Origin of the sequence: Parageobacillus galactosidasius, assembly GCF_002217735.1 — a bacterium.
GTDB lineage: Bacteria > Bacillota > Bacilli > Bacillales > Anoxybacillaceae > Parageobacillus_B > Parageobacillus_B toebii.
Map to the genome: position 1 here is coordinate 932,370 of NZ_NDYL01000002.1, position 23,668 is coordinate 956,037.

A 23,668-nucleotide genomic window follows, 5' to 3' on the forward strand; every position below is an offset into this window, starting at 1 on the left:
CTCTCATGCCCTTTTTTGTTTTCTTGGTATAATGGTTTTTACACGATCAATAATATGTGCTGTCGTTAAACCAATTTCATTTAACAACTCTTTGACACTGCCGTGTTCAATGAAGCGGTCAGGAATGCCCATTCGGTTAATCACCGCTTGATGATAGCCATGGTCGTGGGCAAACTCCAAAACAGCGCTGCCAAAGCCGCCTTGCAACACCGCTTCTTCAATCGTTAAAATTGGGATATTGCTTTCTAACAAATCATGCAACATTTTCTCATCCATCGGTTTAATAAAACGAGCGTTCACTACTTTTACAGAAATATTATCTTTAGCAAGCTTCTCTGCGGCCTCTAATGCCATGGAAATCGTAGTGCCAAACGTTAAAATCGCTAAATCTCGGCCTTCGCGCAATACTTCCCACGTTCCTATCGGAATTTTCTTCAATTCTTCATCGAGCTTGACGCCAAGTCCGTTGCCGCGCGGAAAGCGAAGCGCGATTGGTCCGTCATCATATTGAATCGCCGTATACACCATATGCTGCCCTTCGTTTTCGTCCTTTGGCATCATAATGACAAGGTTCGGAACGTGGCGCAAAAAGGCGATATCAAACACACCTTGGTGTGTTTCACCGTCCGCGCCGACTAGCCCTGCTCGATCAATGGCGAAAAAAACGTTTAAATTTTGCCGGCAAACATCATGAACAACTTGATCATACGCCCGCTGCAAAAACGTCGAGTAAATTGCTAAAAATGGCTTCATTCCTTGCGTCGCAAGCCCCGCAGCAAGCGTTGTTGCATGTTGTTCTGCAATTCCGACATCGAACATTCGGTCAGGAAATTCGCTTGCAAATCCTTCTAATTTTGATCCGACTGGCATTGCCGGTGTGATTGCGACAATCCGTTTATCTGTGCGAGCTAATTTTCGCACCGTCTCGCTAACAAGTTCGCTCCATGATGGAGCAGTATCCACCGGTTTTAGAAAATCACCTGTTTCAATTTTGTATGGTCCGGTACCATGCCATGTTCCGACTTTATCATTTTCCGCCGGACTATATCCCTTTCCTTTTTTCGTAATAACGTGAAGAAGTACAGGACCTTTTATTTTTTTGGCATAATGCAAATTCTCAAACAAATCGTCAAAATTATGTCCGTCAACAGGACCGAGATACGTAAACCCTAATTCTTCAAAAAAAACGCCTGAAACAAGCAAATATTTTAAGCTATCTTTAATGCGCTCTGCCGTTGCCGCTAACTTTCCGCCAACAGCTGGAATTCTTTTTAATAAAAATTCCAGCTCGTCTTTCACCCATTGATATTTGCCCGCTGTCCGCAACCGTCCTAACACATTATGGAGCGCGCCAACGTTTGGAGCAATGGACATTTCGTTATCGTTTAAAACGACGATGATATCTTTTTTCTCATGTCCGATATGATTTAATGCTTCAAGCGCCATGCCGCCTGTTAATGCTCCGTCGCCAATAATCGGAACGATGTATTCATCCGTTCCTTTTAAATCGCGGGCAATTGCCATCCCCATCGCCGCAGATAAGGATGTAGAACTATGACCGGTTTCCCACACGTCATGTTCGCTTTCGCTTCTCTTTGGGAATCCCGATAAACCTTTATATTGACGTAATGTATCAAATTCGGATGCACGCCCCGTCAAAATTTTATGGACGTATGATTGGTGGCCGACATCCCAAATCAACTTATCTTTCGGACTATCAAACACTTTATGAAGCGCAATGGTCAGTTCGACAACGCCCAAATTTGGGCCGATATGCCCGCCTGTTTTCGACAGCTTTTCAATTAAAAATTTGCGAATATCAGCACTTAATTCGATTAACTGCTTTGTTGACATATTTTTTAAAAAGCGCGGATTTTTAATTTTGGTAACATCCAAACGAGATCACTCGCTTTCGTTTTTATCGTTCGCTTTTGTTATAGCTGATATAATACAGAAGTTAGTTATTATTATACATGATTAAACATAAAAAATCGATTTCCGTTAAAAAGAGAAAAAAGAGCCGCTAACACAACTGTGATAACGGCATGCAAGAAAAAACTCTCTATTATTTCACTATAACATATTCGCAAAGAAGCAGCAATGAGCGTTTCCTTAGTGGTCGCGCGTAGCGACTAAATCGCAAATATAACTTAGTACACTGTCATTTATTTCTGCTTTTTGCAAATAACGTTTTGCTTCTGCGATATGAAAAGATAGCTTTTCTTTCGCCCCAGCAATCGTTAAAAGCGATGGATATGTCACTTTTTTATTTTCTATATCGCTGCCAACCCGTTTGCCAATCTTTTCTTCTGAGCCTTCGATATCAAGAATGTCATCGCGAATTTGAAAAGCGAGACCGAGATGGGATGCAAACGTATGGAGATGGTGCAGCTGCTCGTCTTTCGCATCTGCGAGCAACGCTCCTGCCAATACGCTGTATTGCAGCATTTTCCCTGTTTTATGACGATGGATATATTCCAGCTGTTCAAGCGACAGCTGTTTTCCTTCTCCTTCGATATCGGCAACTTGCCCTGCCACCATTCCTTCCGGTCCAGCCGCTTTTGCCAGTTCTTCGATTAAACGAATCTTTGTCGCCGGAACGATGCGCGCATCACTCATTTCCGCAATCACTTGAAACGCGTAAGTGAGCAATCCGTCTCCCGCTAAAATAGCCATCGCTTCTCCAAACACTTTATGATTCGTCGGTTTCCCTCGTCGCAAATCATCGTTATCCATACTTGGCAAATCATCATGGATCAATGAGTATGTATGAATCATCTCAATAGCACACGCAACTGGAAGCCCGATATCCGGTTCTTTTCCAAACGAATGCAGCGTCGCAAACAACAGAAGCGGACGGATGCGCTTCCCGCCTGCCTCCAGCGAATAAGACATCGCCCGTTTAATCGTTCCAGGAGCATTCAGCCTTGCAATATAGTGCGGCAACGATTCTTCTAAACGCTGTTTTTGTTGTTGTAAAAATTGCTCTACCTCCGCCCGGTTCAAGGCTATTCCTCCTCCTGAATCGAGAAAGGAGCGAGTTGCCCATCCTCTCGTAAAATGTATTCCATCTGTTTTTCCACATGTTGCAATTTATCATGACAAAGTTTGGAAAGCTTCATTCCTTCTTGGAAAAAGGAAATCGCCTGTTCAAGCGGTACATTTCCTTCTTCTAACTTCTCGACAATTTCTTCTAATTTTGCCATCGCTTCTTCAAAAGTAAGCTCTTTTTCCTCACTCATGTAAATGCTTCTCCTCCATTCCCCATACATGACAATCAATTTGCCCATCTTGCAAACGCACTTGAATCGTATCTCCTAGTTGAAGCTGGCGAATGCTTTTTACAAGTTCCTTTTTTTCATTATAAACTAAGCTATAACCTCTCTCCATAATTTTGAGCGGACTAAGCGCATGCAAATGTGAAACGAGAGACGTAAAACGAAGCTGTTGATGATGAATATGGGAGCGCATCTCTTTTTCCAATGATTTAGTAAGAGATTCGTGTTTTTCTTTCATTCTTGATAACTGTTCGTTCGGGTGATGCCGCAACAATTTCAAGCGAAGCTGCTCGAGCCGTTCGCGTTTTTTATCAAAAAGCCGTTCTGTATGACGTTCGAGACGTTCTAGCAAAGAGTCTAATTGCTGTTCCTTTTGTTCATATAGTTTTTCTGGATAACGAAACGCATACGATTTTTGCAAGCGCAAAAGACGATCGGATTCTGTCGCTATTTTTTCTTTCATCGCGCGCATTAACCGCAATTTTCGTTGTGAAATCCGTTCCATCAATTCCGCAATATGCGGCACCGCCAGTTCCGCAGCACCGGTTGGGGTTGGGGCGCGCAAATCGGCAACAAAATCGGCAATCGTAAAATCCGTTTCGTGTCCAACCGCGGAAATAATCGGCACTTCGGAAGCAAAAATCGCACGGGCGACTATTTCTTCATTAAACGCCCATAACTCTTCGATCGAACCGCCTCCACGTCCGACAATAAGCACATCGATGTAGCCAAGCTCGTTTGCTTTTTCAATAGAGCGAACGATGGATTCTGCAGCTTGTTCCCCCTGAACGAGCGTCGGAAATAAAATCACTGTCGCAATTGGGTAGCGGCGGCGAATCGTCGTCATAATATCGCGAATCGCCGCGCCGGTCGGGGAAGTGACCACACCGATATAGCGTGGAAACGCAGGAATCGGCTTTTTATGCTCTGGCGAAAACAGTCCTTCTGCCTCCAGCCGCTTTTTTAGTTGTTCGTACGCCAAATATAAATTTCCGATTCCTTCTGGCTGCATTTCTTTCACATAAATTTGATAGTTTCCGCTCGGCTCGTACACCGAAATTTCGCCGCGAACGAGCACTTTCATGCCATCTTCCGGACGAAAGCTTAAATATTGATTATATCCAGCGAACATGACCGCTTGAATGCGGGCCTGTTCATCTTTTAACGTAAAATACATATGTCCGCGCGAGTGGTATTTAAAATTAGAAATTTCCCCTTTGATCCATAAGTCGCGTAAATGCGGATCTACTTCAAATTTGCGCTTAATATATTTTGTCAACGCTCCAACGGTTACATATTTTACTTCTGCCACAAGCATAACCCTCGCTTATTAGTGAACTTCCCGATGCGCACGTTCTTTTGCCGCTTCGATCGTGTTATGAAGCAACATTGTAATCGTCATCGGTCCGACCCCTTTTGGAACCGGCGTGATATAGCTTGCCACTTCCTTTACTTCATCAAAGTTGACATCTCCGCAAAGTTTTCCGTTTTCTAACCGGTTGACGCCAACATCAATGACGATGGCCCCTTGTTTCACATGTTCCGCACCAATAAGACGAGCTTTGCCTACAGCAACAATTAAAATATCTGCTTGGCGCGTAATAGACGCTAAATCTTTTGTTTTTGAATGGCAGTACGTGACAGTCGCATGTTCGCGCAAAAATAATTGTCCGACCGGTTTGCCGACGATATTGCTGCGGCCAACGACCACAACGTGTTTTCCAGCGATATCCACTCCGATGGACTTTACCATCACTAAAATGCCATGTGGCGTGCAGGGGAGAAACGCTTTTTGCCCAACCATCATTCTTCCTACATTGATAGGATGAAACCCATCTACATCTTTTTCAGGTGAAATCGTTTCAATTACTTTTAATTCGTTAATATGCTTTGGAAGCGGAAGCTGCACTAAAATGCCGTGTACAGAAGGATCTTCGTTCAATTCTTTTATTTTCTCCAATAAAAATTCTTCTGTAATGGTAGCTGGAAATGTTAACAATGTAGAACGAATTCCGACTTCCGCACACGCTTTTTGTTTCCCCTTTACATATGAATGAGAAGCAGGATCATCGCCGACAAGAATCACTGCCAATCCTGGTTCGATTCCTTCACGTTTAAGCTGTTCTACCTCTTTGGCTAATTGCATCCGTTTTTCTTTTGCCAATTCTGCACCGCTAATGATTTGTGCTGTCATCGTTTCCATTTCCCCTCTCTATTCTTGAATATGTAACGCATCTTTCACTTTTGAAAGCACACCGTTTACAAAACGGCCTGATTTCGTGTCGCCAAATTTTTTCGCTAATTCGACCGCCTCATCTAAACTCACTTTAACCGGAACATCATCGACATATTTCATTTCATATGTCGCCATCCGCAAAATCGCCCGGTCAACGTTGGCAACACGCTCTAACGTCCATTTTTCAAGATTAGCGCGCAGCAATGCATCAATTTCTTCTTGATGCTCTGTAACACCAATGACAAGCTGACGTAAAAATGGGTCGACCTCTTTGCCACCTGTTACGTTTTGCAGCGCTTCCTCTGGAGGTATATGCCCTACATCAACTTGAAATAGCGCCTGCAACGCCTTTTCTCTCGCTTCATGCCGCTTCATCATTTTCGCCTCCTTCCCTCAAACACGAACATTTATATGATGATCATATCATATTTTTCGGATAAACGATACTATTATTCACACAAATCATTAGCTCCATTTTTTAGCGGTTCATTTTCCGATCGTTCCTATGTCAAAATGGAAGTTTTTCATTGGGCAATCATCTTTTTTCCTGCATCTTCCTCTCCATAAAAAAGGCCCGTTCATTACAATAACAAACTTTCAGCAAAAATACAAAGGGGCACCATCGCTAAGCGAATGTGCCCTGCATTCTTATTGTTCTGCTTCTTGTTCTTTTCCTCCATCAAACTGAATTCCAACAATATGAACATTCACTTCGCTCGCTTCAAGCCCTGTCATGTTAAAGAGAGCCTGGCGAACGTTTTCTTGAACTTTTTTCGCTACATTTGGAATCGAAACGCCAAATTGAATGAGACAATAAATGTCGATCGCAACACCTTCTTCTCTTAAATCCACTTTTACGCCTTTTCCATGATTTTTCTTTCCAAAGCGTTCGACAACACCGGCAGCAAAGTTCCCCCGCATTTGCGCAATTCCTTCTACTTCACTTGCAGCGATGCCGGCGATGACTTCAATGACTTCAGGCGCAATTTCCACTTTTCCTAATCCGCCTTCTTCTTGCTCCATCTCAAAAATATGTTCTGACATCGTACACACCTCCCGTTATTATGATTTCATAATATCATATAACTCCAGAAATTTCGTATTAAACTCGCCTTTTACGAATTTTTCGTGCTCGAATAATTTTATGTGAAACGGAATCGTTGTATGAATACCATCAATGATAAACTCGCTTAATGCTCGCTTCATGCGGGCGATTGCTTCCTCACGGGTAGGGGCGTGTACGATCAATTTGGCAATCATCGAATCGTAATAAGGCGGAATCGTATAGCCTGGATATGCCGCGGAGTCAACCCGTACACCTAAACCGCCTGGAGGCAAGTACATATTGATTTTTCCAGGTGATGGCATAAAGTTTTTCTCTGGATTTTCCGCATTGATCCGACATTCAATGGCCCATCCGTTAAACGTCACTTCATCTTGGGTAAGCGACAGCTTTTCTCCTGAAGCAATGCGAATTTGTTCTTTAATTAAATCTACTCCGGTAATTAACTCTGTGACCGGATGCTCCACTTGAATGCGCGTATTCATTTCCATGAAGTAAAATTTTTTCTCGTTATGGTCATAAATAAATTCTACCGTACCAGCGCCGGTATAATTGACGGCGCGCGCCGCTTGCACTGCTGCTTGTCCCATTTTTTGACGCGTTTCCTCGTCAAGCGCCGGCGATGGTGCTTCCTCAACAAGCTTTTGCAGACGGCGTTGAATCGAGCAGTCACGTTCACCAAGATGGATGATATTTCCATATGAATCAGCAAGCACTTGAATTTCAACATGACGGAAGTCTTCAATGTATTTCTCTATGTATACACCTGGATTTCCAAACGCTGTGGCTGCCTCTTGCTGTGTAATGTTAATTCCTTTAACAAGCTCTTGCTCGTTTCTTGCCACGCGAATTCCTTTTCCGCCTCCGCCTGCTGTCGCTTTAATGATGACCGGATAGCCGATTTCGTTCGCTAAAGCAATCGCTTCATCCACACTTTCAATAATTCCTTTCGAACCTGGAACGATTGGTACGCCAGCCTCCCGCATCGTTTCACGAGCAACATCTTTAATTCCCATTTTTGTAATCGCTTCCGGGCTTGGACCGATAAACGTGATATTGCATTCGCGGCATAGCTCAGCAAACGCGGCATTTTCGGCTAAAAACCCGTACCCTGGGTGAATCGCATCGCAGCCCGTCAACGTAGCCACACTCATGATATTGGTAAAGTTTAAATAACTATCTTTTGATGCTGTCGGACCAATGCAATACGCTTCATCCGCAAGCTGTACGTGAAGCGCATCGCGATCTGCTTCTGAAAAAACGGCAACCGTTTCAATTCCAAGCTCTTTGCAAGCACGAATAATTCGAACGGCGATTTCTCCGCGATTGGCAATTAATACTTTTTTAATCATCGCTCGTTCTCTCCCTTATTCCGGTTTCACAAGAAATAGAGGTTGTCCATACTCAACAAGCTGCCCGTTTTCAACAAGCACTTCAACGATCTCTCCATTTACCTCTGCTTCGATTTCGTTAAATAGCTTCATCGCTTCAATAATACAAACGACCGTATCTGTTTTTACTTTATCGCCCACTTTCACGTATGGAGGTGCGTCTGGCGATGGAGCTGCATAAAATGTGCCAACCATCGGCGAAGTGATTTTATGTAAATTTTCTGTATTTTTTACTTCTTGTTTTGGTGATTCTTGTTGTTTCACTTCTGTTGGCGAAGCAACTGGCTGTGTTGGCGCTTGCGGTTTTACTTCCTCTATTACCGGCTTTGCTGCTTGTTCCACTGCTGGTTGAACCGTCGCTTGAACCAGTGCTTCTTTGGTTGTTTTTTTCATATGTACTTTTGTTCCATCATGTTCGTAAACAAATTCTTCGATGTTTGATTGATCAATGAGACGAATCAGTTCGCGAATTTCTTGGATTTTCATTTTCTCCACACCTTTCTTTCCGTTGTTCAGATTATGAATTCGTTATTATAAAATCCATTCATAACGATTATACACATAATGATTATACAATAAAACGGTTTTTTTTATCATAAAAATAAGCTGCCCTTTGTAGAGCAGCTGTTTTTCATTATCCAGCTGGTTGGAATTCGACAGTCACATTATCGACTTCCGGAATTTCACTTTTTACCATATGAATAACATCATTGGCAGATTGCGCAGAATGCTTTTTCGCTTTAATTGTCACACGCACTTGATCATCTTCAGCGCGCACCAATACATCATTATACCCACCTTTTGATTTGATTAATGTTTCTAATGTCGCCTCTTTTTCCGCTAACGCCTCTAGCTTTTCAATTTTATCCATTGCTTCGCTTTTTTGCTGTGCGGTTGCGTTTGCGGAAGCAACAATATCATTTAATTGGTCGCGCAACCGGCTTCGTTCATCCTCAATTTGCATGCGAAGAGCAGTAAATACATCATCGCTTGAAACGCTGGAAGTGACTTTCCCATCTTTTGTTTCCATTTCTTCCACCGCTACGTCTGCCTTTTCTTTATCATTTACTTGCTGCTTTGTCACATTTTCATTATTCGTAAAAGCCATATCGTCATTCATGTCTTTCGGGGCCGTTACATAATAAACGGATAACACAACGACTAAACTTAGCATCGTTAATAGCCAAACGGTTTGTCTCTTTAACATACAACCATCCTCCCCACAACGTATTATTTTTTCGGCAATACAGCAACACGATAGCTTGGAACATTTAAAACGCGCGTCACTGCCTCAACAATCCATTTTTTTATTTGTAAGTTATCAGCGCCTTTCGCCACTACTAATACCCCTCGAATTTCCGGTTTTTTCGTTGTCAGTACGATCGGCGTTTCGTTCTCCCCATCGCGAACGATAACGACTTGTTCATTAGTAGAATGGTTTTCAATTTTTCGCTTTCCACCTTCGCGATCCGTTTCCTCTGTTGTTTGTTGTTGAGTGACGCGATTTTTCTCCAATATTTTCGTTTCCGTTGTGTCAATATTGACGACGACGGTCACATCTTCAACCCCTTCGATAGCTTCCAATGCGGTTTTCAGCTGTTCTTCGTAACGTTGTTCATAAGCGGCGATGATTTTTGATTTCGTATCTTGTTTTTGTCCAAATACTGGTTCTGCTTGTTGCGGCTCTTCTACTTTTCCTTTGATTGTTGGCGTAACTTCTTCTTTAGAGAAGTGGCTCATCACCATTAATGCAATCCCTGCTAATAATAAGAGAAACACATACGAAAACGGCGTTCGCTTCTGTTCTCCAGCTTCTTTTTTGGTGGACAAAAACAATCGTTTAATGACCTCGAGCATCCCCCCATTCCCTCCCCTTTACTTGCACGGCAATTTTATTTTCATCTACTTCCCATGTTGTTGCTAAAAATGTGCGTATTTCTTTTTCAAGTTGGTGATCATTGTTTGGTTCATTGATCGGCTTTGATGTGTCAATAATAACAGGCTGAATTTCTCCCAGCTTCTCCTGTTTTGTCAGCACTACTTCAATCGTTTCAATATCTTTTGGAATTTGTAAATTCTCTTTTTCTTTTGTTTGAAGAGAGACGTCCTCCACGCTTAATCCATATTCTTTCATCAACTCCTCATCCACCTTGTTTTTCATCTGGACAGCCATTTGTTCTAAAATATATGCACGTTGTGAGGCTTGTATTTCTTTTTTCTTCATTTCAATTTCATTTTTCATCATTTCTTGTTGACTCCCCTTTTCTGATATAATCGAGGCGAACCATCGATCCGGATCGATGGACAACAATTTTAAAATCGGAGACAACATAAGCAAAAGCAAAATCAGTCCAACGACCATTTTTACATATTTTTGCATATTGCTAGATGGAAGCAGTAAATCGATCATCGTAGCAAATAAAATGAAAATAAGAATATTTGTAACCCATTCGATCACAATTTGCATTGCTTTCCCCCTCTAACGAACCATCATCGTGATGTTTCCTGCTGTAATGATAATAGTTAAACTGAGGAAAAACATAAGCGATACGATCGCAAGAGAAGCGAAAACATACGCAATGCTTTTGCTCATAATACTAAGACAAGAAATGACCGGTCCCCCTCCAAGCGGCTGCATCACCGCTGCGGAAACCTTATAAATAAACGCAATGGCAAAAATTTTAAGCGCCGGAAACGCCGCGATGATAAATAAAATGACAACACCGACGATGCCAACTGTATTTTTCAATAACATCGAAGCTGTCACTACCGTATCCGCTGCATCGGTAAACATTTTTCCAACGACCGGGATAAAATTCCCCGTCACAAATTTTGCCGTCCGCAATGCAATGCCATCGGCAATCGCTGACGTTGCTCCTTTCACAGACATGACACCAAGAAAAATCGTCAAAATCACACCAAGTATTCCAATCCCAACTTTCGTGAGCAATTCAGCAAGCTGTGTTACTTTATAATGATCGGTTAACGTACTGACAATGCTTAAAAGCGCAGCTAAAAATAAAAGAGGCAACGTTACGTATTCCACAATCGTTCCCGTCGTATTCATCAGAAAAAGAATAATAGGATGGAAAAATGCCGCGGATATTACTCCCCCTGAAGAAGCTAGCAGCGCCAACAACAGCGGAATCATCGCGATCATAAAATGACTCATCGTCTGGACAGCGTCCAATGCGTAATCCATCGCCACCCGAAAACTATTTAACGCAATAATAAGGAGCACCATATAAACAACCGCGTAGGCAACTTTGCTGACGGTCTGTTGTTCAAATGCGTTTTGCAATGATTGCAGCACCATGCTAAATACCGTTAATAAAATTAAGGTACCAAGCAGCTTTCCGTTTGCTTGTAATTCATAAAAAAGAAATTTTCCAAACGCGATCAGCCATTCTTTTAGTGATAATTGTTTTTCCCCGCTTAAAAACTCGGCAATCGATCCTTTTTGGCTTTCTGGCAAAAATCCTCCGTATTTTGTCACAATATCTTCCCAATATTGACGAATTTCACTTATATCCAGCTGTTCCATTTGCTTTTGCACAAATTGATCATTCGGCGAAGAAGCTTGTACAACAAATGGCGATAAAAAGAAGAAAAATAAGCCGACGACCATGACTACTTTTTCTTTCAATCCATCACCTCCCATTCTCACGTTATGACGAAGGAATTAAACCGATTACCGTTTCAATAATGGCTGTCAAAATCGGAATGGCCAGCGCCAAAATAATAATTTTCCCGCCAAGTTCGATTTTGGAAGCAATTGCTCCCTGGCCAGCATCTTTCGAAATTTGGGCGGCAAATTCGGCAATGTAAGCAATACCAACAATTTTTAAAATCGTTTCAAAATAAATCATATTTATTTTTGTATCAGATGCCATTTTTTGTAACATACGCAAAATCTCGCTAATTTTATCGATGAGGAAAAGGAAAATAACACATCCTACAAATACCGTCAGTAAAAACGCCACACTTGATTTATGTTCTTTCAATAACACCACTAAAAACGTTGCAATTAAGCCAAGACCGACAATTTGCAAAATTTCAATCGCCGCTCCCCCCTAACCTTGAAACAAAAACACATCTTTAATTTTTTGAAACAAGTCGCTGACAATCGAGGCGACCATAAATAAAATGTAAATGAAACCAAGAAGCGTCACCCATTGAGCGTATTCCTTCTTCCCCATTTGATCGAGCACCGTATGCAAAAACGCCACAACAATCCCGACCCCGGCGATTTTAAAAATAATATCCACGTCAATGCCCATTTTGTTCTGCCTCCTGTTTTATCTTAAATAGGCGAGAAGACTCCCACTTCTATGAAGCAAAAGTTCAAATCAATAAAATCACTAGTAACAATCCCGCAAGAACCCCTAAACTTTTCGCCATTTTTTCATAGCGGGCCTGCCTTTCGCGCGCATCCGCCTCTTCGCGCTCCAAATGAGCGAGCGCCAGCGCAATTTGTTTTTGTTGTGTCAGGCGATCATACTGTCCAAGCGTTTCTCCGAATTGTTTCATAATTTCTAACTCCCCCTGCTTTAACGCAGTCTCCTTCCATACCGCCTGCAGGCTTTCTTCCCATGCCTGATGCACACTCGTTTCGCCGACTTGCAGCTTAGCAGCGAATTGTGCAAACAGCTTGGACAGCGGCGATGATATTTGCCTGCTAATATGTAATGCTGCCTCCGATAAAGGAGTATGAGCATACATAATTTCTGCTTCTAATGCTTGCAGGGCCGCCTTTAACTGGCGAAGCTGTCTTGGGCGTTCATGCAACATTCTTGCTGCCTCAAATCCAGCCCATGTTGTCGTCAGCAGAATAAGAAGCGCACCGACAAGTTTCATCTGCTCCTCACCGCCTGTTCATACAGCACCACCCCATTTGCATCAGTAATGCGCCTTACTGTTCCTGGCCCATATTCGTTTGTCAATTCCACAAATCGGTCAAATACACCTTGTTCAATAATCGGACGCAATGTGGGGCGTTGAAACACATCCTTCCATTTTCTACCGTGTACAGTTGTCCATATACATACCCCTGCATTTACTGCTTCTAAAATTGCTTCACTATCTTCGGCACGGCCAATTTCATCCACGATTAGTACGTCTGGACTCATCGAGCGAATCATCATCATCATTCCCTCTGCTTTTGGGCATGCATCGAGTACGTCAACACGGTTTCCGAGCTCAAATTGCGGAATTCCTTTCACACATCCCGCAATTTCAGAACGTTCATCGACAATGCCAACTTTTTGTGATGGAATGTGTTTCTCATTAATTCCCATACTTATCATTCGCGCCGCGTCACGAAGCAGTGTCGTTTTTCCTGTTTGCGGTGAACCGATAATCATCGTGTTATACCAGCGGCCATTGTACACATACGGAAGGAGAGGCTCGGCAATTCCGATTCTTTGCTTAGCAATTCGAATGTTAAAAGAAGTAACATGGCGAATCGCTTTCACGCTTCCGCCGTCTGTCACTACTTTTCCTGCTAGTCCAACACGATGGCCTCCTTGTACTGTAATAAACCCTCGCTTGAGCTCTTCTTCTATGGCATAAATCGAATATTGGCTTAGTTTATTGAGCAAATGTATGCCATCTTCGGAAGTCACTTGATATGGCAAAAAATGTGCTTTCCCTTTTACGATCACTTCTAATGGACGAAGAACTCTCACCCGAATTTCCTCGATTTGCTCATGCCATGAAGGAGGCAGTTGTTGCAATATCGCAGCAATCGTTTTTGGAAGTATATCCCATACGGCTTGCATTTTGTTCCTCCTTCCTGATGGACTAGTTCATATGTATGGGATAAAAAACGAATTTATGACTTACTTATAAATACCGATGAGAATAAGAATGACCCCTAAAGCGATAAAACCTAATTTCGAAAAAGAAAGCTCGTCTGCTAAAGAAAGCAGGCCAATCGTCATCGTGATGATAAAAATAGTCGGTCCAACCACTGCAAGGATTGCATTGACGGCCAACGCTTTTTTGACATCATTGAACAGCAGCATGACAAGAGCAGCGATCATCTCTATCGCAGCCGACAGCAACCGCATTCCTGCCATTGACAAAACAGCTGGTTCGATAAATTGCAGCCACCGTTTCATTTGTTCCTCCTAATATAAAAATGAGATGGTTAGTACAAGCGTATGCCGTAACAGGGAATTTCAGAAGAGATTTTTTTGCGACAATGAACTCTTAAGAAGAGGTATATGGACATATTTTCAAAAACAGTTTTATAATGGAAGAAGAGGGGGATGGTAAATAATCATCGAAAACGAAGGGGGAAAATTATGTGGAAACTTTCTACATTCGGGAAAATTACCTTTTGGATTGGATGTATATTTGCAGTTCCCGGAATTTTTGGTCTGTTCCATAATTTTTTGCTAGCAAGAGATATATCGACATCGATTAATTATGTCTTCATTGGCATCATGCTCATCAGTGCATCTTTTTTATACGAAAAGAAAAACAAAAAAACCCCCTGCGCCAAGCGCAAGGGGCAAACAACGTTAGGCACGGGAAACGTATGTGCCATCTGCTGTGTTGATAATTAACGTGTCTCCTTCATTGACAAAGAACGGAACTTGAACAACAAGACCAGTTTCTAACTTCGCTGGCTTCGAACCGCCAGAAGCGGTATCGCCTTTAATGCCCGGTTCTGTTTCTACTACTTTTAATTCAACAGTATTTGGAAGTTCTACCCCAATCGTTTCACCTTGGTACATCATGATGTAAACTTCCATGTTTTCTTTTAAAAATTTCAATTCATGTTCGATTTGTTTCGCCGGAAGTTCGATTTGCTCGTATGTTTCCATATCCATAAATACGTGCTGATCGCCGTTGGCATATAAATATTGCATTTTTCGCGTATCGATTTGCGCGCGGTTTACTTTTTCACCAGCGCGGAACGTTTTTTCCTGAATCGCACCTGTACGAAGGTTGCGAAGTTTTGAACGGACAAATGCCGCACCTTTACCAGGTTTGACGTGCTGGAAGTCCATAACACGCCAAATATCGCCATCTACTTCAATCGTTAATCCTGTACGAAAATCGTTTACTGAAATCATCCGTTAAAATCCTCCCACACGATAAATTTATAAAATGATCAGTTCTTTTGGCGAATGAGTCAGCGATTCATTACCGTTTTCGGTGACAACCGTATCATCTTCAATGCGCACGCCGCCAAGTCCCGCTATGTAAATGCCCGGCTCTACGGTGACAACCATTCCAGGCTCGAGCACAACATCGGAACGAACTGATAGCGCCGGTCCTTCATGAATCTCCAATCCAATCCCGTGACCAGTCGAATGCCCAAAATACTCTCCATATCCTTTTTCTGTAATGTAATCACGAGTAAGCGCATCCGCTTCCTTTCCGGTCATTCCGGGCTTAATCCCTTCCATGCCGCGCAATTGAGCTTGGAGCACAATATCATAAATCGTTTTCAACTCGTCGCTAATTTCGCCCACTGCGACTGTTCTTGTAATGTCGGAACAATATCCTTTGTAATAGGCGCCAAAATCAAGGGTGACGAGCTCGCCTTTTTCAATGACTTTATCAGTTGCCACTCCATGCGGCAATGCAGAGCGGTAGCCAGATGCGACAATGATATCAAATGAAGAGGAAGTCGCACCTTGTTTGCGCATAAAAAATTCCAGCTCATTCGCCACATCAATTTCTTTTACGCCTGGACGAATAAAGGAAAGAATGTGTTCAAATGCCGCATCGGCAATTTCCGCCGCTTCCTTTAATATCTTAATCTCTGATTCCGACTTAATCAAGCGCAACTTTTCAATCACATTGGAAGTCGGGACGAGTTTCGCGTTAACCTCTTTTTCATATGCTTTAAACGTTGCATAAGAAATGTCTTCTTGCTCAAAACCGAGCTTTTGAATGTTGAGGCGGGCAACTTGCTTAGCGACTTCTTCTATAATCGGTCCGGTATGTTTTATAATTTCAAAACCTTGCACTTGTTTGGACGCTTGCTCGACATAGCGGAAATCAGTAATAAATACCGCTTTGTCTTGGCTAATGACAGCGACGCCTGCCGTACCCGTAAAACCGGTAATATAACGACGGTTATATGGATTGGTTACAAGCATTCCATCAATGCCATGTTCGGCAAACGATGCACGTAATTTTACTAATTTTTCCATATTTACTCTCCTCTTCCTATATGTCTAATAACGCTAAAATGGCTATCCGCTACCCTGCTAATCCAAAGGCAAAATTAAAACAGTGACAGACTAATGACGAAGCGGCTCACGCGCGTGAATATTGGAAATATGTACTTCCACCACTGGGGCGCTAACATTAGCAATCGCGCCATGAATTGCATAGCTATAATGTGTAGACGCACCGACATTTAAAATGATTTTCCTTCCATCTCATGAATACTGCTCTGAAAGCAAGTTAACGTTGCACCCAACGCGCTCCTCAGCAAACGATATTCATTCCTGTTCTAAGTTATGGAGCGTTGTGCTTCCATAAAATACGGTTCCCGCTTGCCAAGAAGATTCAAGTTCGGACCGTTAATGAGAAGAAGATGCGCTATGTTCATAACTGCTTCAATCATCGAAAGAATATTTAAACATTCATTATTTTATCATAAAAGCGCACCGCCTCACACTACTTATTTGCTGTTTTCGTTTGTGTTTGTCGATTCATTTCTTGCATTTCAAATGAAATCGAATATCCGATGAAAACTCCATATAAAATGTATAAACAAAGTGTCGTAATAATTGTATTCCGCTCTAAATGTGAAACAGCTTCCAAATTCGGAAAAAGCGGATTTAACCCATAAAATACGATAAGCCATAAAACGACGCCGTACAAAATTCCTCCCCACATTCCTTTAATTTGTTTTAAGGCAACATAATAAATAAGAGCGACTAATATGGATAATAATCCGATGAGAAAAATGGCGATGTAATTTCCAAGCTTTCCGTATTTCCAGTCACCGGCAACCCATGGGAACAAAATCATATTTGGGCTAATTTCCGTAAAGTGAAAAAAGTAAGCTAAATATCCTAATAGACTCCAAAATACTCCACCGACAAACCCAGTAATCACGACTTTCATAAGAATAGACATCGGGCGCTCCTTCTTATTTTGCTCATACTGCGCCTGATTTTCTGCCATTTCGCTTTGCACCTCCTTATAGGTAGTATGACCGATTATCAATAAAGTCATGAATATAACGATAAAAAAAGCACAACATCGTATGTGTAAATATTGAAATTTTTGGAAATAATAATTATTGCACCAATCTAGAGGTTTCTAGATGTTTCTTGTAGAATAAAATTAGTAAAGAAAAAATAGGTTGGTGTCAACAATGAAAAACATAACAAAACCAGTGTATGGCGGCCAGGCAGTGGTAGAAGGGGTCATGTTTGCTGGAAAAATATATTCTGTTACCGCAATTCGCCGCAAAGATCATTCCATTGAATACTTTCGTTTGCCGCGCCAAACAAATCCAACAGTTGCGTTTCTCAAAAAAATCCCGTTTATTCGCGGAATCGTCGCGATTATAGAAGCGAGCGCAAACGGGGCGAAACACTTGCAGTTTGCCAGCGAGCGTTATGAACTAGATCCAAACGAAGAACAAGCTTTGCAAAAAACAAAAACGGATTCGTCAAAACTTTCCCTCGTACTTGGCGTCGCAGTGATCGGGGTATTGTCCTTTTTATTCGCTAAAACCATTTTTACGCTTGTTCCTGTATTTTTAGCAGCATCCTTAAAACCGTTATTTCCTACAAAAATGGCACAAATTTTTGTAGAAGGAGCGTTTAAGCTTGCTTTGCTGCTAGCTTATATTTACTTTATTTCTTTAACCCCACTCATTAAACGCGTTTTTCAATATCATGGCGCGGAACATAAAGTAATCAACGCGTTCGAAGCAGGACTTCCTCTTACGGTAGAGAACGTCCAGCGTTCATCCCGGCTTCACTATCGCTGCGGCAGTAGCTTTATTTTATTTACTGTCATCGTCGGCTTATTTGTATATATGTTTGTTCCAACAGACCCTCTCTGGTTAAGAGTAGTCAACCGGCTTGCTCTTATTCCGGTTGTACTTGGCATTTCGTTTGAGGTATTGCAGTTTACGAATAAATTGCGTAATATCCCGGTTTTACGCTGGCTCGGTTACCCTGGTTTATGGCTACAGCTTCTTACCACAAAAGAACCGACAGATGACCAAGTCGAAGTTGCGATTGCTTCCTTTCAAGAGCTACTTCGTTTAGAGAAAAACGTGGAAACAGAAACAAAAGCAGTTCAGTAATAATGTAAGGGGGTGGATTCATTGCGGCGCGGTGCCATTCATCCGCTTGTCGGGATTATCCTTTTTTTCGGAGTGTTCGGTTTCATATACGCCATTTTCGAACAGCCGACCGCTCTGTTTCGAAAAGCGATGTTCATTGCTCTTATGATTGCGGGAATATATGTTATCTATCATTTTGTTTTCAGACGACGTGTCAATAAAGATCATATCGCGTATTTAAAAGCGGTTCGCCAATCGAAAAAACTCCATCCCCAAGCGGTTCGAAAACAAAAAACAAAAAGTACGAATCTAAAAATGAAACGCCTGCCAAGAAAACGAACCACTCATTTAACCGTCATCGAAGGAAAAAAAGGCAAAAAAAAGAATCGAGCATCGTTTTAGCTTGATTCTTTTTATTTTTGAAAAACTATATCAATTACGCTTTGACGCCTTTCTTCTATTTTTCACGAAGCCAGAATGGCGACATTTCGCCGCCCGAACGACGCGGACCGCTTTTAGACGAAATTGGGGTGCCTCCGCTTTTCTAGTTAATACGTCCATTTTGTGAGAAATTGTTCGGTTTTTTCTCTTCCGTATTGAATTAAGCGGTCTCTAATATCTGGGGTGAGGGAAAATTCGGTGGAAAAAACATTTTCTACGGGAAGAAACACGATATTTTTTTCATGTCTCCGGGAAATGTAGCGGGTATCGTGTGCCTCCTTCATTGCGCTAAAAAGAGCTTCAAACAATTGGATGGCATTGTTAATGTTTCGCTTTGGCCTTTCCGTAAGCTTCGCGCTTAACTGTATGCCAAGAACAGGTCGTTTTTTCACTTTCTTTTCTTCATCAAATAAAAAAAGTGGGAAATTGCTGAGCACACCTCCGTCTACAATGATATATTTTCCTTCCTTCGTCTGTAATTTGACCGGTTCAAAAAAATATGGGATGCTAATGCTCATTCGAACCGCTTTGGCAACAGAAAATGTTGCTGGGTCGATTCCGTATTGCGGCAAATCATCTGGCAAAATACACATTCGTCCATTGGTGACATCTGACGCAATGATATATAAACTTTCTTTCGGCAAATCACCAAATGTTTTGACATCGCGTGCTGCCAATACTTCCTTTAACCATTGTTCAAATGCATCCCCTTTATAAAGTCCCATCCGCCAATAAAGCCTCACCCATTTCCATACTGGAAATGGAAACGGGCATTTCCGTTCATCAAGGAAACGCTCTAGCTCCAATTCATCCAACAAATCGGTCATTTCCTTGCTTGTATATCCCGCGGCAATCAATGCGGCAATGAGTGATCCTGCGCTCGTCCCAGCAAGCCGTCTCCAGCGAAGTCCTTTTGCTTCAATTGCTCCGTAAGCACCAATGAGCGCAAACCCTTTTATTCCACCGCCAGAAAATACGATGTCAATCTCCATGCTGCCTCCCCCTCTTATTTGCCGTTTGTATATATGTAAGAGGGAGAAACCCAATTTAGTACGCCAAATAAAAAAGAGTAAGATTTCCCTTACTCTTCTGCTTGTTCGTTCCGTTTTTGAATGTTACGAAGCGTCTCGATGCGCTTTGGATCTTCCTGGAAATATTGCACCAAATCGCCGATGCGGTCAATCGCGTTCCAGCTTAAATGGTGTTCAATTCCCTCGACATCGTGATAAATGTTTTCCTCATCCACACCGATAATGCGCATAAATTGTTCTAACAATTCGTGGCGGTATACAAGTCTTTTTCCGATTTTCTTTCCTTTCGCCGTTAACACTAAACCGCGGTATTTTTCATAAACTAAATACTCATCTTTATCCAATTTTTGCACCATTTTTGTGACAGAGGAGGGATGTACGGACAATGCCTCAGCTATATCTGATACTCGCGCATATCCTTTTTCTTCGATTAAAATGTAGATTTGTTCAATATAATCTTCCATACTTGGTGTCGGCAATTTCTGTTCCCTCCTATAAAACCATTGTAAGAAAAAAATAACAATCAGTATTATTATATCATGAGGGCTTAAAATGACAAGATTGGACTTCCTCTTCAGGGAAAAACTCGTCAATATATCGCTCATCTGTTAAAAATTTGTCATAAAATTTTCCACTACGAACAGAATGTTCCTCGTTTGCCATCCGATTCTTTTGGCGCTAGAACCATTAAATCAGCGCTTTGATTCCCGTTAAAAAAATCCCGATAATAAAACCGCAAATAGCTCCATTCACCCGAATCCATTGCAGGTCTTTTCCGATTTTATTTTCCATCATATGAATAAGCGTTTCATCATCCAGCTTATCCAAATTCTCCTGTACCAGCTTGCCTATTTTTGAATGGTTCTCTTCAACAAGGCTGTTAATTCCCTTTTTTATCCAATTTTCGATGATATTGATTTTTATTGGATCTTCTTTTAGTTTGTTCAGAAAGCGTGTTAAAAAGGGAAGAAGATACATATCCACAAACTTGCTGTCTTGAACAAAGGCCAATGCTTTCTGCTGAGCTTTCTGCAAAATTCCTGTTATTTTTTCAGCTGGCTCCCAATCAGCAATAAGATGGTTCTTCCAATTTTCGATTTCTTCCAACAGTTCCTTATTGTCCTTTATGTTTTTCAATTCCGTACGAACATGCAAAAGCAAAGCCTTCCTGTTTGGATTATCAGTCTGGCGCAAACTGCTTACAACACTAAGAAGGAAGTTTTGTAGTATGCTGCCGAGTTTTTCTTCATTCAATAGATTCTGAAAAGACTTTAACGCAAACTGCAGAAAACCGTCTAACTTTATATTGTCAAGCGCCCGTATTGCCAGATTTCCGAGTTGATTCTTTGTGGTACTTTTCCTTATCCATTCTTCTGCCTTGCCAAGAAGATAATCTAACGCCTTCTCATCATATTCACGAATGAGCGCTTGATTGATGGCAGACTGAAGAACAGTGCACATTTTAATGGAATAAAAAGAAGACTTTATTTCTTTTTCAACAAAAGGGGTAATTTTTTCAAGATTGATATGACTGATCATTTGTACGACGAGTGACACAGCCCCTTTTTTAACTGAGTCTGAATGAAGCATTTTCTCAAGGACGGGCAACATTTTCTCTGTAAAATGGATTTGTTTGATTTTATCCCTAATGCTTTCTTTTGAAAGCCAATCATTTTCAAGTGTAGAAACGAGTGCTTTTGTCATTCTTTCCCGATTTTTAGGCAAAAGAGCTGTATGGGGGATGGGAAGCCCCAATGGATGTCGGAATAAGGCAGTAACGGCGAACCAGTCGGCTAATCCACCCACAAGCCCCGCCTCAAAGCCTCCTTGTAGTAATCCGCCTAGAAACGATCCTTGGAAAGGAATGGTTGCGACAAAGCCGGTTCCCATAACAACAAGCGAAAAACTAGCTAATCGCTTTGATTTCTTTGGTTGCTTTGACTTTTTAGATATCATGCTTCCCTCATCCTTTATGATATAAATTACTTTAACCAAATGAGTGTAAAATGATGCACAAAGGAGTACTATGTCCAGCTTTTCTCGAATCCAACTTCTTGACGGTACCAAATATCGTTACAGATATGATATTGCCTTACAACAATATAGCAAATCTTTGTTCATATTTCATTCACATAGACTGGAATGACGCTGTTCTGCCTTTTCAATGAACCTCTCCCACCTACACTCTGTTTAGAGGTGGGAGACTTCTCGGTGGACATGTTAAATTAGCTGTGATCAAGCTCCCAGCGAAACCAACGGGCATGTCCATCTGTTTCTGCGACAATTTCGTTATGTTCGATGCCATCGATAAAGTAGTCAAGATGAAGCTTTGTGTCCCACATATTGTTATATAGATGGAAAATATCCCTCATTTGGCCAATCTCCCGAATTTGTTTGATAAGAAGCTGTTTTGCTTTATCAGGAATTTGGTTCGCCACATGGGTGTGAAACACGCAAATAATAGTATCTTCTGGAATTGTAGCTACTATGTTAGGTAAGAGCGCTATTCCATCTCCTTCTATGAAGCGAACAGGTGTTTGCTGCAGGCAGCGGGCGGCTTTTTGAAATAATTCGCGCCGCTCTTTATGCTCCGGCCAAATAAGCGCTTGCATCCATAAACAATCTTCCTCGTTTTGCAAATCATTCACATGCAAATCAATCCCTATACGCTCCGCAATCGGAGGACTTTTCGGCAGCAAAAATGGAAAGCGCTCTCCACGAACTTCGGAGGCAATCAAAACATTGGAATGCGGGTTTCCGTATGTCACGTGCGAACCGTAATCGTATCGGTACTTGTCCCACGCCAGCTGCAAACCGGCGCTCGTGCCAATTTCAATGAGCGATAAAGGCTTTTTGACCATATCATAAATAAAACAAAAACTCGGATACAAATACGCACAACGCCGAACCTCATTCGTCTGCACGAGTTTATTTGTCAACATCGCTGTAATGTCTTCTTGATAGTGGATACAGAAATCACGGAAATAAGGGAAAGCGTGTTGCGGGTTTCGTGGCCGGTCGACTATACTTCCATAGAATTCACGCAGCTCGTGCGTATATCCTTTGAGCAATAAATAGTGCACCGCTCCAAATAACAAGTTCGGAATCGGCTGGCCGCTTCGGGCAGCTGAAGCAAGGCGCAATATCTCTTCATCTTCGGCAACGTTTAATGACAGCTGTTCGTACAGTTCACTAGACCCACGGCATTCACGAATGGCAAAACGGCGAAACCGCTCAGAAATAATCTTTAGCGACATCTTTATCTTCTCCTCTCGTTTTCTATTCGTCAAAAACTTCTTTTCTCCCATTATCCATCATGACATTCCATTCCGGCAATGGTACAATGGAGTCAATAGAAAGGAGGGACATAAAATGGCGCAAGAATTAATCGAATTATTTCGTTCCGTTTTAAAAGAAGAGCTGCAGCCGGTTCATGAGCGGCTTGGTCGTCTCGAAGAGGGACAACAGCGGCTCGAAGAAAATCAACTTCGTTTGGAAGAACGACAGCAGCGATTGGAAGAACGGCAACAGCGGTTGGAAGAGCGACAGCAACGGTTAGAAGAACGGCAACAACGATTGGAAGAGCGACAGCAACGATTGGAAGAACGGCAACAACGATTGGAAGAGCAACAGCAGCGGTTAGAAGAGCGGCAACAACGTTGGGAAGAAAAACTAGACAATTTCCTTATTGAAACAAGAAGTCATTTCAAAAAAATCGAAGAAGAATTGGCTGAGCACCGCCGGATGTTTGAGCTACTTTCCAATGACTGGAGAAATGCGAAAATCGACATCGACTATTTAAGCGCAAAAACCGGAAAACATGACGCGGAAATTCATCAAATAAAGAAACGGCTCGAATTACAGCAGCTATAAACAACCATCCCCACAAACGAAAAAAAGCGCGTGCTGTCGGAGTGACCCGCTTACACGCACCTTCGTTGGAAAAGGCCAT

29 protein-coding genes are annotated in these 23,668 nt (G+C 42.0%); 3 read left to right on the forward strand and 26 right to left on the reverse strand.

Annotation, left to right across the window (positions count from 1 at the left end):
* Nucleotides 1-3: 3 nt before the first annotated feature.
* The 22 genes from dxs to B9L23_RS14365 all read right to left on the reverse strand — a co-directional run bounded on the left by dxs (nucleotide 4) and on the right by B9L23_RS14365 (nucleotide 17,127).
* Complete coding sequence (gene dxs / locus B9L23_RS14255) at nucleotides 4-1,896, reverse strand: 1-deoxy-D-xylulose-5-phosphate synthase (protein WP_062752872.1); 1,893 nt, start codon at nucleotides 1,894-1,896, stop codon at nucleotides 4-6.
* 216 nt (nucleotides 1,897-2,112) lie between these two features.
* A complete protein-coding gene (locus B9L23_RS14260; protein WP_015864441.1) occupies nucleotides 2,113-3,006 on the reverse strand; it encodes a polyprenyl synthetase family protein in 894 nt (297 codons plus the stop codon).
* Between the two features lie 2 nt (nucleotides 3,007-3,008).
* Nucleotides 3,009-3,242 (reverse strand): exodeoxyribonuclease VII small subunit, encoded by a 234-nt coding sequence (locus B9L23_RS14265; protein ID WP_062752874.1) that lies wholly within the window; start codon nucleotides 3,240-3,242, stop codon nucleotides 3,009-3,011.
* Nucleotides 3,235-4,596 (reverse strand): exodeoxyribonuclease VII large subunit, encoded by a 1,362-nt coding sequence (gene xseA / locus B9L23_RS14270; protein WP_171698542.1) that lies wholly within the window; start codon nucleotides 4,594-4,596, stop codon nucleotides 3,235-3,237. The genes B9L23_RS14265 and xseA overlap by 8 nt, the downstream gene beginning before the upstream one ends.
* Before the next feature lie 12 nt (nucleotides 4,597-4,608).
* Nucleotides 4,609-5,472 (reverse strand): bifunctional methylenetetrahydrofolate dehydrogenase/methenyltetrahydrofolate cyclohydrolase FolD, encoded by an 864-nt coding sequence (folD, locus tag B9L23_RS14275; RefSeq protein ID WP_062753215.1) that lies wholly within the window; start codon nucleotides 5,470-5,472, stop codon nucleotides 4,609-4,611.
* A gap of 18 nt (nucleotides 5,473-5,490) precedes the next feature.
* Nucleotides 5,491-5,889, reverse strand: coding sequence for a transcription antitermination factor NusB (gene nusB, locus B9L23_RS14280; protein ID WP_041269708.1), 399 nt, complete (start codon nucleotides 5,887-5,889; stop codon nucleotides 5,491-5,493).
* Between the two features lie 273 nt (nucleotides 5,890-6,162).
* Entirely contained in the window at nucleotides 6,163-6,558 is a 396-nt protein-coding gene (locus B9L23_RS14285) for an Asp23/Gls24 family envelope stress response protein (RefSeq protein WP_062752876.1), read from the reverse strand.
* 18 nt (nucleotides 6,559-6,576) lie between these two features.
* Entirely contained in the window at nucleotides 6,577-7,929 is a 1,353-nt protein-coding gene (gene accC, locus B9L23_RS14290) for an acetyl-CoA carboxylase biotin carboxylase subunit (RefSeq protein ID WP_015864448.1), read from the reverse strand.
* Between the two features lie 15 nt (nucleotides 7,930-7,944).
* On the reverse strand, nucleotides 7,945-8,454 hold the full coding sequence (gene accB, locus B9L23_RS14295; RefSeq protein WP_089097907.1) for an acetyl-CoA carboxylase biotin carboxyl carrier protein: 510 nt from the start codon (nucleotides 8,452-8,454) through the stop codon (nucleotides 7,945-7,947).
* A 148-nt stretch (nucleotides 8,455-8,602) separates the two neighbouring features.
* Entirely contained in the window at nucleotides 8,603-9,175 is a 573-nt protein-coding gene (locus tag B9L23_RS14300; RefSeq protein WP_015864450.1) for a SpoIIIAH-like family protein, read from the reverse strand.
* A 23-nt stretch (nucleotides 9,176-9,198) separates the two neighbouring features.
* Nucleotides 9,199-9,825, reverse strand: coding sequence for a stage III sporulation protein AG (spoIIIAG, locus tag B9L23_RS14305; RefSeq protein ID WP_015864451.1), 627 nt, complete (start codon nucleotides 9,823-9,825; stop codon nucleotides 9,199-9,201).
* Nucleotides 9,809-10,435: a stage III sporulation protein AF gene (spoIIIAF, locus tag B9L23_RS14310; RefSeq protein ID WP_015864452.1), complete on the reverse strand. Its 627-nt coding sequence runs from the start codon at nucleotides 10,433-10,435 to the stop codon at nucleotides 9,809-9,811. The genes spoIIIAG and spoIIIAF overlap by 17 nt, the downstream gene beginning before the upstream one ends.
* 12 nt (nucleotides 10,436-10,447) lie before the next feature.
* Nucleotides 10,448-11,596: a stage III sporulation protein AE gene (gene spoIIIAE, locus B9L23_RS14315; RefSeq protein ID WP_169712589.1), complete on the reverse strand. Its 1,149-nt coding sequence runs from the start codon at nucleotides 11,594-11,596 to the stop codon at nucleotides 10,448-10,450.
* Nucleotides 11,597-11,636: 40 nt separating this feature from the next.
* Nucleotides 11,637-12,020, reverse strand: a complete 384-nt coding sequence (gene spoIIIAD / locus B9L23_RS14320; protein WP_062678715.1) for a stage III sporulation protein AD — start codon at nucleotides 12,018-12,020, stop codon at nucleotides 11,637-11,639.
* Between the two features lie 21 nt (nucleotides 12,021-12,041).
* On the reverse strand, nucleotides 12,042-12,248 hold the full coding sequence (spoIIIAC, locus tag B9L23_RS14325) for a stage III sporulation protein AC (protein WP_015864455.1): 207 nt from the start codon (nucleotides 12,246-12,248) through the stop codon (nucleotides 12,042-12,044).
* Nucleotides 12,249-12,312: 64 nt separating this feature from the next.
* Nucleotides 12,313-12,825, reverse strand: a complete 513-nt coding sequence (spoIIIAB, locus tag B9L23_RS14330; RefSeq protein WP_015864456.1) for a stage III sporulation protein SpoIIIAB — start codon at nucleotides 12,823-12,825, stop codon at nucleotides 12,313-12,315.
* The gene (gene spoIIIAA / locus B9L23_RS14335; protein WP_015864457.1) at nucleotides 12,822-13,748 is read right to left on the reverse strand and encodes a stage III sporulation protein AA; all 927 of its coding nucleotides are present in this window, start codon (nucleotides 13,746-13,748) and stop codon (nucleotides 12,822-12,824) included. Before spoIIIAA ends, spoIIIAB begins: the two co-directional genes overlap by 4 nt.
* A 60-nt stretch (nucleotides 13,749-13,808) precedes the next feature.
* Nucleotides 13,809-14,090 carry a YqhV family protein gene (locus tag B9L23_RS14340; protein ID WP_015864458.1) on the reverse strand — a complete coding sequence of 94 codons (282 nt, stop codon included), beginning with the start codon at nucleotides 14,088-14,090 and terminating at the stop codon, nucleotides 13,809-13,811.
* A gap of 405 nt (nucleotides 14,091-14,495) precedes the next feature.
* Nucleotides 14,496-15,053, reverse strand: coding sequence for an elongation factor P (gene efp / locus B9L23_RS14350; RefSeq protein ID WP_015864459.1), 558 nt, complete (start codon nucleotides 15,051-15,053; stop codon nucleotides 14,496-14,498).
* 27 nt (nucleotides 15,054-15,080) lie between these two features.
* Nucleotides 15,081-16,142 (reverse strand): M24 family metallopeptidase, encoded by a 1,062-nt coding sequence (locus B9L23_RS14355; RefSeq protein ID WP_081188142.1) that lies wholly within the window; start codon nucleotides 16,140-16,142, stop codon nucleotides 15,081-15,083.
* A 90-nt stretch (nucleotides 16,143-16,232) separates the two neighbouring features.
* Complete coding sequence (locus tag B9L23_RS21810; protein WP_162839699.1) at nucleotides 16,233-16,361, reverse strand: type II 3-dehydroquinate dehydratase; 129 nt, start codon at nucleotides 16,359-16,361, stop codon at nucleotides 16,233-16,235.
* A gap of 253 nt (nucleotides 16,362-16,614) precedes the next feature.
* Entirely contained in the window at nucleotides 16,615-17,127 is a 513-nt protein-coding gene (locus B9L23_RS14365) for a YqhR family membrane protein (protein WP_015864461.1), read from the reverse strand.
* A 193-nt stretch (nucleotides 17,128-17,320) separates the two neighbouring features.
* Here B9L23_RS14365 and B9L23_RS14370 point away from each other — a divergent pair, with 193 nt between their 5' ends.
* Together B9L23_RS14370 and B9L23_RS14375 are read left to right on the forward strand one after the other, a co-directional pair.
* Nucleotides 17,321-18,265, forward strand: coding sequence for a DUF1385 domain-containing protein (locus B9L23_RS14370; protein ID WP_081188140.1), 945 nt, complete (start codon nucleotides 17,321-17,323; stop codon nucleotides 18,263-18,265).
* A 21-nt stretch (nucleotides 18,266-18,286) separates the two neighbouring features.
* Nucleotides 18,287-18,646, forward strand: a complete 360-nt coding sequence (locus B9L23_RS14375; protein WP_015864463.1) for an SA1362 family protein — start codon at nucleotides 18,287-18,289, stop codon at nucleotides 18,644-18,646.
* A 146-nt stretch (nucleotides 18,647-18,792) separates the two neighbouring features.
* On the opposite strand, the gene B9L23_RS14380 is transcribed toward B9L23_RS14375, so the two are convergent.
* The 4 genes from B9L23_RS14380 to B9L23_RS14395 form a co-directional block, all read right to left on the reverse strand.
* A complete protein-coding gene (locus tag B9L23_RS14380) occupies nucleotides 18,793-19,677 on the reverse strand; it encodes a patatin-like phospholipase family protein (protein ID WP_015864464.1) in 885 nt (294 codons plus the stop codon).
* 89 nt (nucleotides 19,678-19,766) lie between these two features.
* Entirely contained in the window at nucleotides 19,767-20,195 is a 429-nt protein-coding gene (mntR, locus tag B9L23_RS14385) for a transcriptional regulator MntR (RefSeq protein ID WP_015864465.1), read from the reverse strand.
* Nucleotides 20,196-20,403: 208 nt separating this feature from the next.
* On the reverse strand, nucleotides 20,404-21,672 hold the full coding sequence (locus B9L23_RS14390; RefSeq protein WP_081188138.1) for a DUF445 domain-containing protein: 1,269 nt from the start codon (nucleotides 21,670-21,672) through the stop codon (nucleotides 20,404-20,406).
* A gap of 269 nt (nucleotides 21,673-21,941) precedes the next feature.
* Nucleotides 21,942-22,973, reverse strand: a complete 1,032-nt coding sequence (locus tag B9L23_RS14395; RefSeq protein ID WP_081188137.1) for a DUF2332 domain-containing protein — start codon at nucleotides 22,971-22,973, stop codon at nucleotides 21,942-21,944.
* A 115-nt stretch (nucleotides 22,974-23,088) separates the two neighbouring features.
* Here B9L23_RS14395 and B9L23_RS14400 point away from each other — a divergent pair, with 115 nt between their 5' ends.
* Complete coding sequence (locus B9L23_RS14400; protein WP_015864468.1) at nucleotides 23,089-23,589, forward strand: hypothetical protein; 501 nt, start codon at nucleotides 23,089-23,091, stop codon at nucleotides 23,587-23,589.
* The last annotated feature ends 79 nt before the right edge of the window (nucleotides 23,590-23,668 follow it).